Here is a 13,293-nt window from a genome sequence, read left to right as displayed (position 1 = left end):
GTTCCGGGGTTATGCACAACTGGGGCGTACTGTCTCGCCCAGAACGACGGTGTGGAACTAGACTGCGATGTTTGGTCACTCTCCTGTGCGGGTACATCGCCAGGAGACGTCGTCGATAAGCGCATGAGAAAGATCTGGAAAACTCGAAGGTATGAGACGTTGGGTGCTGCACATCGACATGGATGCGTTTTATGCATCCTGTGAGCAGCTGACACGGCCCACGCTGCGCGGCCGGCCCGTGCTCGTAGGCGGGGTGCACGGGCGCGGTGTGGTGGCCGGGGCATCCTATGAAGCGCGCACGTTTGGTGCGCACTCGGCCATGCCGATGTTTCAAGCGAAAGCCATGGTGGGCTTCGGGGCAGTGGTCGTGCAGCCGCGCCGGGCCGTGTACAAGGCAGCATCGGCGCGCGTATTCGAGATCGTGGCACGGCGGGCCGGCGTTATTGAACAGCTCTCCATCGATGAAGCTTTTCTCGAGCCCCACGAGATACAAGGCGAGGAACCTCAGGTTGTGAAAGCCTGGGCCGAAGAGCTGCGCGAAGAAATTCGCGAAGAAACAGGCCTGCCCGCCTCGATTGGGGCCGGCAGCGGTAAGCAATTCGCGAAAATCGGCTCAGGTGAGGCGAAACCGGATGGCGTCTTCGTGGTTGCCCAAGAAGAGGAATCAGCCATGTTCCATCCCCTGGACGTGGGCAAACTCTGGGGGATCGGTCCTGTCTCCGCATCCAAGCTGCGGGCGCTCGGGGTGGAAACGATCGGTGACTTCGCGGCACTCAGCGAAGAAGAAGTGGTGATAAGCCTCGGCCGTAAAACCGGCCTCGAGTTGTGGAATCTTGCGCGCGGACACGATCACCGCCTAGTTAAACCGCGCGCGATTGCGAAACAGATCTCTCAAGAGCACACGTATCCGCTGGATCTTGTCACAGGCAATGATGTGGACGCTGCAGTGGAGCGCGCCGCAAGTGGAGCACACCGACGGCTACTCCAGGATGGCCGCGGCGCCCGTACGGTCACAGTGAAATTGCGTATGGCGGACTTTCACATCGAGTCCCGCTCGCACACGCTGAACTATGCCACCGATGATTTCGACACTTTGCACGCGGTGGCCAAGAAAATGGTGCGCTACCCAGATGAACTCGGGCCGATCAGGCTCGTTGGGGTGTCGTTTTCCGGTTTGGAGGCGGCACGCCAAAACGTCATGTTTCCCGAACTTGATCAGCGGGTCCTGCCGCCCGCGAAGTTTGACGATACCGAGGTGGGTGTTCGGGATAGTTCTCCAGAACCCGCTCATGACGGCGAAGAATCCCCAGAACCAGAGCCAGATAGCCCCACCTGGACCGCCACCCAGGACGTGGTACACCCCGAGTACGGTCACGGTTGGGTACAGGGCTCTGGACACGGAATCGTGTCGGTGCGTTTTGAAACTCGCACGACAACGCGTGGACGTACGCGAAGTTTCGCCGTAGATGACCCGGATCTTCAGCCCGCCGATCCACTGGCCTCCCTGGAGTGGGAGGAGTGGTTGGCCGGGTATGAAGAAGAGATGGATTAATTAGAACAGCGTCGCGGGGTGAACGCCGGTGGCAATAGCGGCAGCAAGAAGAATGCGGGCCTGAGCTGCGCGGAAGTAGTGGGATCCCAGGGCTCCCTTTTGGAGCAGGGTGGCGCCGCCGCCGGCGCCGCCGTAGGAGCCGTGCACGTCGCCGCGGGGAACGCGGGTGGTGATCACCACGGGGGTGCCGGCGTCGAGGGCTTCGCCGACGGCGATGGCGAGTTCTCGGCCGACGTTGCCTGCCCCCATGGCTTCAATGACGAGGCCGTCGGCTCCGTGCTCGAGGGCGGCGTCGACAAGCGTGCGTGGCGCGCCGGGATATGCGGCGATGATATCGACGGTGACGTCAGCCAGGGGCGCGACGGGCAGAGGCTCGGCACGGGTGGGCTCTTCGGGGGCGTTGGTGGCGAAGGCGAGGTTGTCGCTGGTGTGCCATTTGGTGGCGCCGCGTGCGGGGATGACGGCGTGGCCGAACACGATAATGACGCCGATGCCGCGGGCGCTGGAGTCCATGGCGATCACGACGGACTCGAAGAGGTTGCCGACCCCATCGGAGTCGGGGTGGTCGAAGCTGCGTTGGGCGCCGGTGAAGACCACGGGTCGGGGATCATCGTGGAAGGTGTCGACGGCAACGGCGGTTTCTTCCATGGAATCGGTGCCGTGGGTGACGACGACACCGGTCACCGTGGGGTCGTCGAGGGCGTCGTGGACAGCGGCGATGATGGCGTCGATGTCGGCGAGGGTCATCGCGGAGGAATCGAGGCGGTCCAGCTCCCGCACCTCGAGCGCCAGCTGTGTGTCCTCGAAGCGTTGGGCGACCGGTTCCAGCAGCTCGGCTCCGCTCACTGTGGGCAAGAGCACTCCGTCGCGATCGGTTGTGCAGGCGATCGTTCCGCCCGTGGTAATCACAACAATTTTGGCAGCTGGGGTGGTGGCGTGCTCCGCAGTGGTATCGGTCTCGTTAGTCATGCATATAGCGTGCCACACCGCCGCCGCGCCGCGGGCGGAAACGCCTCGATAGCCCGCTGCCGCGCTACTCCGAACAGCGACCGTGGCTCCTCTCGTACGCCCACACCCGCCATTCGGCGCTTATCGACGCCGTCCAGGATGTGGCCATTCGCGTTGGCCCGTGTAGAATCCAAGTACTAGATTTTCCGCCCGAGACCTGCATGAAGCGGCTCTAAGCTGCCGCTGAGAAGGGGCTGAGATGGCTGCGTCATCTCATGACTCGCGGTCACTGATGGTGCCCGCGATCGTGGTTCCTACCCGTGTGGACGCGCCCGCGCTACGCTGAGTGGCGCTGGGCGGACAATCACAAAATTGACCTACACAGTCAAGGACTGAGGAGAGTAGTGAAACTTTACAAGGCACGTGCACTCGCACTAGTCACCGCCGCATCGCTGGTGCTGGCAGGGTGCGGCTCTGAGGACAGCGATTCCAAGGAGTCTGAGACCAGCTCCAGCACCAGCTCCTCGACCGCCGCTGTCGAACTTCCCACCTTGGAAGAACTCAACGGCGTTCTGGCCCGGGCCACCGATCCGAACCTGCCCATCGAGGAGCGCGTGCTCACCGTACAAAACGGTGACCAGGCCCCCGAGCTGTTCGACGTCATGACCCGCTCCAAGCAAGAGTCCGGCGCCAACTTCCAAGTGGTGGACCCGATCCTGCCCGGCTGGACCCCCGATAGCGTGATGGCCACCATCCACTTCACCCTCCCGGATCGCGAGCCGCAGATCGCTGAGGGCGTGGAGTTCGTCAACGAAGACGGCCACTGGAAGGTCTCCCAAGACTGGGCTTGCACCGTGGTCAACAGCACCGTCGCCCCAGAGGAAGTTCCCGCATTCTGCAAGGAGCTCCCCGCCCCGGCACCGGTGCCCGAGGACAACGCCCCCGAGGGCGAAGCACCCGCCCCTGAAGGCGAGGTTCCTCCCGCACCCGAGGGCGAGGCACCGCCCGCACCGGAAGGCGCCCCCGCCCCGCAATAAGCAGACACGGCGAGCGCATCGCCGCGCAGCACATGGCCCATCTCCCCGCAGCGGGAGGATGGGCCCTTTTTTGTGCGCTCTATTCGGGGCGCGGTGCGGGAATATCAATCACGCGCTGCTGCCACCGCCGCTTGATCCACCGATCGTGGGTGGCCAGCAGCAGCACCCCCTCGTAGCCGTCCAGCGCCTCCTCGAGCTCCTCGGCCAAGGTGAGGGAAATATGGTTGGTGGGCTCATCCAACAGCAAAATATCCGGTGGATCCGCCAACACGATCGCCAACGCTACCCGGCGGCGCTGCCCCAACGACAGCTTTTCAATCGGGCGCCGAGCAGCTTCCTCACTGAGCAAACCCAGCTCGGTGAGAGAGGCCGCGCCCTTGGGTGCGTGATCGGCGTAAATGTCATTGGCGCTGCGGAAGGGATCGTCCCAGTCGGTGTCCTGCTGCATCCAGCCGACGCGAAGGTCATCGCCGATAATCAAACTGGGGTTTTCGTCATCGGTGGTATTCGCGATTGCTTCCAGCAGGGACGATTTTCCGGCGCCGTTTGGGCCGGTGATGAGAACGTGGTCTCCGTGGCGAATCTTTGCCGATAATGCGTGTTCCATGCGGCCAGGAACGGTGAAATTACGAAAAATGAGTGCGTAGTCCGAGCCAGTGGTGGTGAGAAAGTGCTCCGGCAAACCAGCAAATTCGAGCCGCTTCGGCGGCGCGGGGATCTCCCGCCGCTCGAGAGCGTCGAGGCGATTGCGTGCGGTACGTATGCGCTGCCCGTGCACTTTGGCTGCCTTGTCGGCGTAGTACTTGGCGGAGGAGCGGGTTTCTGTTTTGGAGTCCTGGCGGGCAAAAAGATCGGTTTCGCTTACTTGCACCCCGGCTTCGAGACGGGAGCGTTCTGCTTCCTGGATTCGGTAGTCGTGTTCCCAGCGGGTGCGAAGTTCTTTGCGATAGGCGAGGTATTCGGAGAAACTTCCGCCAAACACCACGCCTTGTGCGAGATTTTCACCTTCGCCGCCCTCCGGCCCGAGGGAATGATCGAGATCGACGATATGGGTGGCGACTTTGTCCAATACCCAGCGGTCATGGCTGGCCATCAGCACGGGCCCGTCGAAGGACCGGAGTTCGTCGATGAGGAAGTCGCAGGCGAGATCGTCGAGGTGGTTGGTGGGCTCGTCCAAGATGAGCGCGTCGACGGGCCGGAGCAGGAGCGCGGCGAGGGCGAGGCGGCGGCGTTGCCCGCCGGAGACGGAGCCTATGGGGGCGTCGAGATCAACTTTGGCCAGTCCTAAGCCGGCGAGGACTTCTGCGATACGGGCGTCGAGGGTCCAGACTTGGTGGCGTTCGGCCGCGGCGAGCAGGGTGTCGAAGCGTTGGGCGAGCTCGGCGGAGTCGGGGTGGGTGGCGAGTTCTTCGGAGACGCTGATGATGTCGCGCTCGATGGCTTTGAGCTCGCCGATCGCGTCGGAGATGATCGAGCGCAGGGGAGCGGTGGGCGGCCACGATACTTCTTGGGTGAGGTAGCCGGTTTTGGTGGGGGTGATGATTGCTCCCACATCGGGTTCAAGGGTGCCGCTGATCAACTGCATGAGCGTTGATTTCCCGGCACCGTTTTCGCCGATGAGTCCGGCCACTGCGCCGGCGCCGACGGCGAAGGACACATCGGTGAGAACGCGGTGTGCCCCATAGGAAAAGCTGACACCGTCGACGGCAATATGGATGTGTTTAGACATGGGCTGCTCCTCATCGGCGGGTGATGGTGTCGGCCTCACAGTGCGCAGGCTCGTTGAGGCGTCGCCGGCGTGCGGGCTGGGCGCGCGGCGACTGCTGTAGTGGGGTGACACCCAGTGTTCTATGGGGAAGAATACTCCACTGCGCTGGTGAGATCTTGAATCACGGCTTGTTGGTCCTCGCGTGCCGCATCGGCGGCGTAGACCAATCGGGTGGTTACTGCCATGCGGCCGGTGTTTCGGACGCTACTGTCGAGGTTCACTGTGAGCTCGCCTGTGGAGGTTGATTCCGTGGAGACGACCTCTAGTTCGGGGTGGTCCTCGCCGGCGCTGAGCGCCCCGAGGGTGGAGCGGCGTTGAATCTCGGCGCTGAGTGTGGCGGTGGTGCCCTCGTGGGCGTCGAGGGTGTAGGTGATGGTTTGGAGCATGGAGTTTTCGCCCGGTACTCGGCTGTCCACGGTCCACTGGGCGCCGTCGCCGAGGGGCTCCTCGGGGAACACCACGGAAAGCGATAGCCAGGTGAAGACCGCGGATTCCACCATGGAGCGGGCCTCGTCGGATGCCTCCTTCGGGGCGGCGAGACGCACCGAGTTCGCTATTCCACGATCGCTGCGGTCGACCGCGATCCGGAATCCTTCGGCGCTGGCGAGGGTGTCGTTGAGGGACAGATCCGTCGAGGTGGGGGCTCCTAGTGCGAGTTCGACTCGGCCGCTATCGCCGTCGATGTGGCCGGTGAGCGGCAGGGTGAGGCTGGTGACATCGCCGCCGGCGGGGGCCTGAGGTTCGACCTCGTTAAGGGCTGCGATTTGTTGGCTAAAACCGTCGTAGGCCACCACCGATAATTCCTCTTCTGGGCTGTCCGCAGTCGCGGTGTAGCGAAGTTCGGTGGCAGAATCCTGCGCCCCGGCATCGATGACGGTGACTTTGGGGGAGTCCAGCTGCAACTCCACCGCATTATCGCTGTCTACAGCGGCGGTGTCGGTGGCGGAATCCTCAGCGGAGCATCCTGCTAAGCCCACGGCGCCAACTGCGCACAGGGCGATGACGCTGCGGGATAAACGACGAGGGCGGTGGCTGCGGCACGGGGGTGTCATAACCGATGATTCTAGTGAGACTGCATGGGCTGGTTAGTGCGGGGGCCAGTGTGCAGCGGTGTGGAGGTAGACGTCGATAAGCGCGGCGGAAGGCGCGGCAGTTCTGTTCTGCGCGGGGAGTAAGGCAATATTGATGGCGTGGAAACAAAGAAGAGGAGCGCATTGAGAGTGCTGGTCCCGATCATCGTGGTGATCGCGGTGCTGGACCAGGTGATTAAACAAGCCATTCTGCACACCATCGACCCCCTCAATCCCGTGTCAGTCATCGGCGATTGGGCGCGTCTTGTACTGGTGTTTAATTCCGGTGCGGCGTTTTCTATGGGAGAAGATCACACCTGGGTATTCACCACGGTGCAGTTGGTGTTTGTTCTCGGCGCGCTCTACTTCGGTCGCACAATGGTGCACCGTCCCCAGATCATCGGAGTTGCCCTCATCGCGGGCGGTGCCCTAGGCAACCTCATCGATCGGCTTTTTCGCGCGCCTGGCTTTTTCGTCGGCCATGTCGTGGACTACATCTCCATTGGCAGCTTCGCCGTATTCAACTTGGCGGATTCCGCGATCACCATTGGGGTCGTCGTGGTGATTGTGTCGATGTTTTTTGAACCCGAGCCAACGAAGGAGACAGCATGAGCTCTGAGCAGTTTCGCCGCATGCCGGTCCCCGATGGTTTGGCGGGAATGCGCGTAGACCAAGGCCTATCCAAGGTATTGGGGATTTCTCGGTCGGCGGCCGCAGATATTGTGGCGAAGGGCGATGCGCTTATCGACGGTCAGCCGGTGCGAAAATCCGATCGGCTCGCCGTCGACGCGCTGCTCGAGGTCACCCTGCCCGGGCCGAACCAGGATCTCATCCCTAAAGAGGAACTGATCGAGGGCATGGAGGTGCTGTATTCCGACGAGCACGTCATTGCCATCAATAAGCCGGTCGGTGTGGCCGCGCATCCCACGATCGGCTGGGAGGGCCCCACCGTGGTCGGCGGGTTGAAAGCCGCGGGCTATAGCATCGCCACCTCGGGGCCGCCGGAGCGCCAGGGCATTGTGCAGCGGCTCGATGTGGGAACCTCGGGAGTGATGGTGGTGGCCGTATCCGAGCTCGCCTACTCGGTGCTCAAGCGCGCCTTCAAGGAGCGCACGGTGACCAAGACGTATCACGCTCTCATCCAAGGCCACCCCGATCCGCTCGAGGGCACGATCGACGCCCCCATTGGCCGCCACCCCTCCGCGGGATGGCGCTTCGCGGTAACACGCGACGGCAAGCCGAGTGTCACCCACTACGAGACTCTCGAGGCCTTCGCCGAGGCATCTTTGCTCGATATTCACCTAGAGACGGGGCGCACCCACCAGATTCGCGTGCACTTTTCCAGTTTGCACCATCCCTGTGTGGGCGATCCCATGTACGGTTCGGATCCTGCGCTCGCGGAGCGGCTCGGCCTCAACCGGCAGTGGCTGCATGCCGTGTCATTAACGTTTGATCATCCTGCCACGGGCAAAAAGATGACGATTACGAGCGACTACCCAGAGGATCTTGCGCGAGCGCTCGATACTCTTCGGGAAAGTTAGCCGATACACCACGATGGGTATGCCATGTCTGATGTGAACCACTCCTCGATGCTGCGCTATGTCCTCATTGCTGTGGGCGTGGCGCTACTGACCATTGCCGTGGTCTTCACGGCCGGCCGGGTCTACACCGGCGAGCGCCCTGCGAGCTCGAATGGAGACATGCTGGGGCGGGAGACAGGCGAATCTATCGATCACTATGCCGAGCGCGCTGCGGCGACAGTCTCGGGGCTCGACAGTAAAGAGCCGGCTTTCGCTTTGGTGACTTTCGACGCGCCTGTGTCGGTGACCCGGGCGGCGCGCATCGCCGATGAGTTGGATGTGCCCCGGGTCTCGGCGGTGGTGCTCAACATGTCCTCGCCGGTGGTGGTGCCGGAGCCATCGGCCGCCGCGGATAGGCGTGAGGTATTTGCCACGGCGCTGCGCCACGATTTGGCCGCCCAGTTTTTGCTTGACGACGCCGAGTCCACGCCGATCGAAGGACTGGTGATTTGGGCGCCTACCCGCACCATTAAGACACTCAGTTTGAACGAGGACGTCGCCTACCTAGAGGCGCTGCCTAATGACGCCGCGTGGGGGCGTTTCGGAATCATGCCGGTCCACCGCGCTGATTTCGAGACGGCGCAGCAGGTCCCGGCCACTACGCAGCAGACCCCGGCGCTCTAAAGCCGGCCGGGCGCTACCGCTAGGAGTTCTGGCGTCGATTCTGGGCGCGGCGGTGTACTCCATGCGCCGCGATATCGACGATGAAGATCGTGACTGAGATCCAGATAATGATGAAGCCGATCCAGCGCACCTGGTCGAGGTGCTCGTGGGTGACAAAGAGCGCCCAGAGCATCTGAATGGTGGGGGTGATGTATTGCAGCATGCCCACCGTGGAGAGCGGGATGCGCTGTGCCGCCATGCCGAAAAGCAAAAGCGGCAGCGCCGTGACCGCGCCGGAGGATGCGAGCAGCCCCATGTGCCCGATCCCGGTGGAGAGGAATGTGCCCTGGCCGCTGGTCTCGAGCCAGATGAGGTAGAGCAGGGCGAAGGGCAGCAGCACGATAGTTTCGGCCGCAAGCGAGGCGCTCGGGCGTAGCGGCACCCGCTTTTTAAGCAGACCGTAGATCGCGAAGCTAAAAGCCAGGGTGAGGCCGATGAGTGGTGGGGTGGAGCTAAAGAGCAGCAGGAGCGCGACCGCGATGGCGGCGATTATCACCGACACGGTCTGTAGCGGGCGCAGCTTTTCGCGTAAAAACACCAATCCGAGCACCACGGCCACGAGGGGATTGATGAAGTATCCCAGCGCGGCTTCGGCAACATGGTCGGTGGTTACCGCAATAACGTAGACGAGCCAATTGATCGCGATCACCACCGCGGCGGCGGCCACAGTCATCCACGTGCGGCTGCTGGCGCGCCAGAGCTCTTTCCACGCCCCTGTGATATTGATAACGATTACCATCACTACGGCGGTCCACACGATGCGGTGCGCCAAGATCTCGAAGGGGCTCGCGGGGTCGAGCAGAGGAAAATAGGCGGGAAAAAGTCCCCACAGCAAATAAGCAAGAACGCCGTAGACCATGCTAGATACCTTAGGCCCTCGGCCTGGGGCCGGATTCATTGCTGTAGGGCAGCGTCGATAAGTGCGTAGTGGGGAGGAAGAAGGGGCGCGCCACGAGGGGCTTCGAGGCGGCAGCGGAAAGCAGTTAGAATCGTGACACTATGGGCTCATCCTTCGTTCATCTGCATAATCACACGGAGTTTTCCATGCTGGACGGCATGGCCAAGATCGACCTGCTCGCTGAGGAGGTCAAGCGTCAGGGCATGCCGGCCGTGGGCATGACCGATCACGGCAACATGTACGGCTCTGATGCGTTTTATCGCAAGATGACCGATATGGGCATCAAGCCGATCATCGGCGTGGAGGCCTATTTGGCCCCGGAGTCGCGCTTTAATAAACAGCGCATCCGGTGGGGCGAGCCGCACCAAAAATCGGATGACGTCTCCGCCTCGGGCGCGTATTTGCACCAAACGATGATCGCGGAAAACGCCACCGGGTTGAAAAATCTCTTCTACCTCTCCTCAATGGCCTCCTATGAAGGCCAATTGGGTAAGTGGCCGCGCATGGACGCCGATCTGATCGCCGAGCGCGCCGAGGGCATTATCGCCACCACCGGCTGCCCCTCCGGAGACGTGCAAACCCGTTTGCGTCTCGGGCAGTTCGATCAGGCCCTCGAGGCGGCCGCCATGTGGCAAGACATTTATGGCAAAGACAACTTCTTCCTCGAGCTCATGGACCACGGGCTCGATATCGAAAAGCGGGTCCGACGGGAACTGCTCGAAATTGGGCAGAAGCTCCAGCTGCCGCCGCTGGTGACCAATGACTGCCACTATGTGCTCGAATCCCAGGCCAAGGCCCACGAGGCGATGCTGTGCGTGCAGACCGGCAAGACCCTGCACGATGAAGATCGCTTCAAATTCGGCGGCACCGGCTACTACATTAAAAGCGCCGATCAGATGCGCGACACCTGGGACACTCTGGTGCCCAAGGCCTGCGACAACACACTGTGGATCGCGGAGCGCGTAGAAGATTACAGCGAAATCTGGGAGCCGCATCCGCACGATCGCATGCCGATCGCCGATGTTCCGGAGGGCGAAACCCCGACGTCGTGGCTGCAGCACGAGGTGCTTGAGGGCCTGCGTAACCGCTTCCCCGATGGAGAGGTGCCGCAGGACTATATCGACCGCGCCCAATACGAGGTCGAAGTGATCGACATGAAGGGCTATCCCTCCTACTTCCTCATCGTGGCGGAGCTGATCAAGCACGCCCGCTCTGTCGGTATCCGCGTGGGGCCGGGCCGTGGTTCGGCCGCAGGCTCCTTGGTGGCCTATGCGCTGACGATCACCAATATTGACCCGATCGAGCATGATCTGCTGTTCGAGCGCTTCCTCAACCCGGAGCGCCCCTCCGCACCCGATATCGATATCGACTTCGACGATCGCCGCCGCGGCGAAATGGTGCGCTATGCCGCTGACCGCTGGGGCGAGGACAAAGTGGCGCAGGTGATCACCTTCGGCACGGTGAAAACCAAGCAGGCGCTGAAGGACTCGGCGCGCGTGCAGTTTGGCCAGCCCGGCTATCAGATCGCGGACCGCATCACCAAGGCCCTGCCGCCGGCGATCATGGCGAAGGATATTCCCTTGGCCGGTATCACCGACCCCGAGCACGAGCGCTACGAGGAAGCTGGGGAGGTGCGCTCACTCATTGAGTCCGATCCGGATGTGAAGCAGATCTATGAGACCGCCCGCGGCCTCGAGGGCGTGGTGCGCCAAGCGGGCGTGCACGCCTGTGCGGTGATTATGGCTTCGGTGCCGCTGATGGATCACATTCCGATGTGGAAGCGTTCCGACGGCGCCATCATCACCGGCTGGGATTATCCTGCCTGCGAAGCTATCGGTTTGCTGAAAATGGACTTTCTGGGGCTGCGCAACCTTACCGTCATCGGTGACGCCCTAGAAAACATCAAGGAAAACCGCGGCGAAGATCTGGATTTGGAAAACCTCAGCACCGAGGACGAGCCAACCTATGAGCTGCTCTCCCGCGGCGATACTCTCGGCGTGTTCCAGCTGGACTCCTCCGGTATGCGCGAACTGCTTAAGCGCATGAAACCAACAAACTTCGACGATATCGTCGCGGCGCTCGCGCTCTATCGCCCCGGACCCATGGGTGTGGGCGCGCACTTGGCCTATGCGGATCGTAAGAATGGGCGCAAACCCATCGAGCCGATCCACCCCGAGCTGGACGAGCCGCTGAAGGAAATTCTCGCAGACACCTATGGTCTGATCGTCTACCAAGAGCAGATCATGCGTATCTCGCAGAAAGTGGCCAATTACTCGGCGGGCCAAGCGGATAGTTTCCGTAAAGCCATGGGTAAGAAGAAGCCCGAGGTGCTGGCGAAGGAGTTCATCACCTTCGAGAAGGGGATGAAAGAAAACGGCTATTCCTCGGAGGCCATCAAGGCACTGTGGGATACCATCGAGCCCTTCGCCTCCTATGCGTTCAATAAGTCGCACGCCGCGGGCTATGGCCTGGTCTCGTTTTGGACGGGCTATCTCAAGGCGAACTACACCTCTGAGTACATGGCGGCGCTGCTCACCTCGGTCTCGGATAACAAGGACAAGTCGGCCGTGTACCTGGCCGATTGCCGCCACCTTGGTATTCACGTGTTCCCGCCGGATGTGAACGATTCCAAGCTGACCTTCCAATCGGTGGACAAGGACATCCGCTTCGGTTTGGGCGCGGTGCGCAATGTGGGCGAGGAAGTGGTGGATTCCATCATTGCCGCGCGGGAAGAAAAGGGAAGTTTCACCTCTTTTTCCGACTATTTGGACAAAATCGATACCGTGGCGTGCACCAAGCGCGTGACCGAGTCGCTGATCAAGGCGGGCGCTTTCGACTCCTTGGGCCATCCCCGTAAAGGCCTGATGCTGATTCACGAAGAAGCAGTCGATGGTGTTTCCTCCACCAAGAAGGCGGTGGCCAAGGGCCAGTTCGATCTCTTCGCCAGCCTGGGCGATGGGGCCGAGGACACCACGATCTTCGAGATCGAGGTGCCGGATCAGAATTGGGATAAAAAGCAGCAGCTCGCCCTCGAAAGGGAAATGCTCGGCCTGTATGTCTCCGGCCACCCGCTGGACGGTTTCGAGGACGCCCTGGCGCTGCAAACCGATACGGCATTCACCGACATCTTGGAGCGCAATGTGCGTCACGGACAAGAGGTGACCATCGGCGGCATTATTTCCAAGGTGGACCGTCGTTTCTCGAAGCGCGATGGCTCGCCCTGGGTGATTATCACGATCGAGGACCACATCGGCGCCCAGCTCGAGGTGCTGGTGTTTAACAAGGTCTACGCCCTGGTCAGCGGCATGATCGCTGAGGACAGCATCGTGTTGGTGAAGGCGCACATTTCCGAAAAGGATGAGCGCCAGTCGATCTTCTGCGATGACATGAAACAGCCCGATCTTGCGGGAAGTGGCAATGGTATTCCGCTGCGGCTGCGCATGCGCGCCGATCAGTGCACGATTGCGAATATTTCCCGTTTGAAGGGTGTGCTGCAGGCCAATAAGGGCGAATCCGATGTGTATCTCACGCTCGAGTGCGGCGAGGAAACCACGATGATGGTGCTCGGCGATCACTTGCGCGTGAACCGTACCCCCAGCTTGATGGGCGATCTCAAGGCAGAGATGGGGCCCGGCATTCTGGCCTAGCGCCCCGATGTCGCTTATCGACGCCACCCTCCAGCCACCATCGCGCGCGCCTCTGCGATGGTCCTGAAGGGTGGCGTTTTCTGCGCTCTAGGGGAGGGGAGCACAAAGGCGATAGCGCGAGGCGCTAGAA

General features: G+C 61.8%; 10 protein-coding genes. 6 read left to right on the top strand and 4 right to left on the bottom strand.

Annotated elements, in window-relative coordinates:
* Nucleotides 1–151 precede the first annotated feature (151 nt).
* Nucleotides 152–1,552 (top strand): DNA polymerase IV, encoded by a 1,401-nt coding sequence (locus KRX12_RS01295; RefSeq protein ID WP_218365456.1) that lies wholly within the window; start codon nt 152–154, stop codon nt 1,550–1,552.
* Here the strand turns inward: KRX12_RS01295 and KRX12_RS01290 are convergent, their stop codons facing one another.
* Complete coding sequence (locus tag KRX12_RS01290; RefSeq protein ID WP_218365455.1) at nt 1,553–2,521, bottom strand: asparaginase; 969 nt, start codon at nt 2,519–2,521, stop codon at nt 1,553–1,555.
* 383 nt (nt 2,522–2,904) lie between these two features.
* Between KRX12_RS01290 and KRX12_RS01285 the strand changes: the two genes are divergently transcribed.
* A complete protein-coding gene (locus KRX12_RS01285; RefSeq protein ID WP_218363925.1) occupies nt 2,905–3,537 on the top strand; it encodes a hypothetical protein in 633 nt (210 codons plus the stop codon).
* Nucleotides 3,538–3,616: 79 nt separating this feature from the next.
* Here the strand turns inward: KRX12_RS01285 and KRX12_RS01280 are convergent, their stop codons facing one another.
* Both KRX12_RS01280 and KRX12_RS01275 read right to left on the bottom strand, forming a co-directional pair.
* The gene (locus KRX12_RS01280; RefSeq protein ID WP_218365454.1) at nt 3,617–5,266 is read right to left on the bottom strand and encodes an ABC-F family ATP-binding cassette domain-containing protein; all 1,650 of its coding nucleotides are present in this window, start codon (nt 5,264–5,266) and stop codon (nt 3,617–3,619) included.
* A 119-nt stretch (nt 5,267–5,385) separates the two neighbouring features.
* On the bottom strand, nt 5,386–6,357 hold the full coding sequence (locus KRX12_RS01275; protein ID WP_218365453.1) for a hypothetical protein: 972 nt from the start codon (nt 6,355–6,357) through the stop codon (nt 5,386–5,388).
* A 138-nt stretch (nt 6,358–6,495) separates the two neighbouring features.
* Here KRX12_RS01275 and lspA point away from each other — a divergent pair, with 138 nt between their 5' ends.
* The 3 genes from lspA to KRX12_RS01260 are packed head-to-tail and all read left to right on the top strand — an operon-like array spanning nt 6,496 to nt 8,579.
* Nucleotides 6,496–6,987 carry a signal peptidase II gene (lspA, locus tag KRX12_RS01270; RefSeq protein ID WP_370625510.1) on the top strand — a complete coding sequence of 164 codons (492 nt, stop codon included), beginning with the start codon at nt 6,496–6,498 and terminating at the stop codon, nt 6,985–6,987.
* Nucleotides 6,984–7,916, top strand: coding sequence for an RluA family pseudouridine synthase (locus KRX12_RS01265; protein ID WP_218365451.1), 933 nt, complete (start codon nt 6,984–6,986; stop codon nt 7,914–7,916). The genes lspA and KRX12_RS01265 overlap by 4 nt, the downstream gene beginning before the upstream one ends.
* Nucleotides 7,917–7,940: 24 nt before the next feature.
* On the top strand, nt 7,941–8,579 hold the full coding sequence (locus KRX12_RS01260) for a hypothetical protein (protein ID WP_218365450.1): 639 nt from the start codon (nt 7,941–7,943) through the stop codon (nt 8,577–8,579).
* Nucleotides 8,580–8,598: 19 nt separating this feature from the next.
* On the opposite strand, the gene rarD is transcribed toward KRX12_RS01260, so the two are convergent.
* Entirely contained in the window at nt 8,599–9,477 is an 879-nt protein-coding gene (gene rarD / locus KRX12_RS01255) for an EamA family transporter RarD (protein WP_218365449.1), read from the bottom strand.
* A 140-nt stretch (nt 9,478–9,617) separates the two neighbouring features.
* Here rarD and dnaE point away from each other — a divergent pair, with 140 nt between their 5' ends.
* Nucleotides 9,618–13,163 (top strand): DNA polymerase III subunit alpha, encoded by a 3,546-nt coding sequence (dnaE, locus tag KRX12_RS01250; RefSeq protein ID WP_218365448.1) that lies wholly within the window; start codon nt 9,618–9,620, stop codon nt 13,161–13,163.
* Nucleotides 13,164–13,293 lie beyond the last annotated feature (130 nt).

It is taken from the genome of Corynebacterium sp. TAE3-ERU2, from assembly GCF_019209955.1.
Taxonomy (GTDB): Bacteria; Actinomycetota; Actinomycetes; order Mycobacteriales; family Mycobacteriaceae; genus Corynebacterium; species Corynebacterium megadyptis.
Note: the sequence above shows the minus strand (reverse complement) of the source record. Positions and strands in the feature narration are given on the sequence as shown.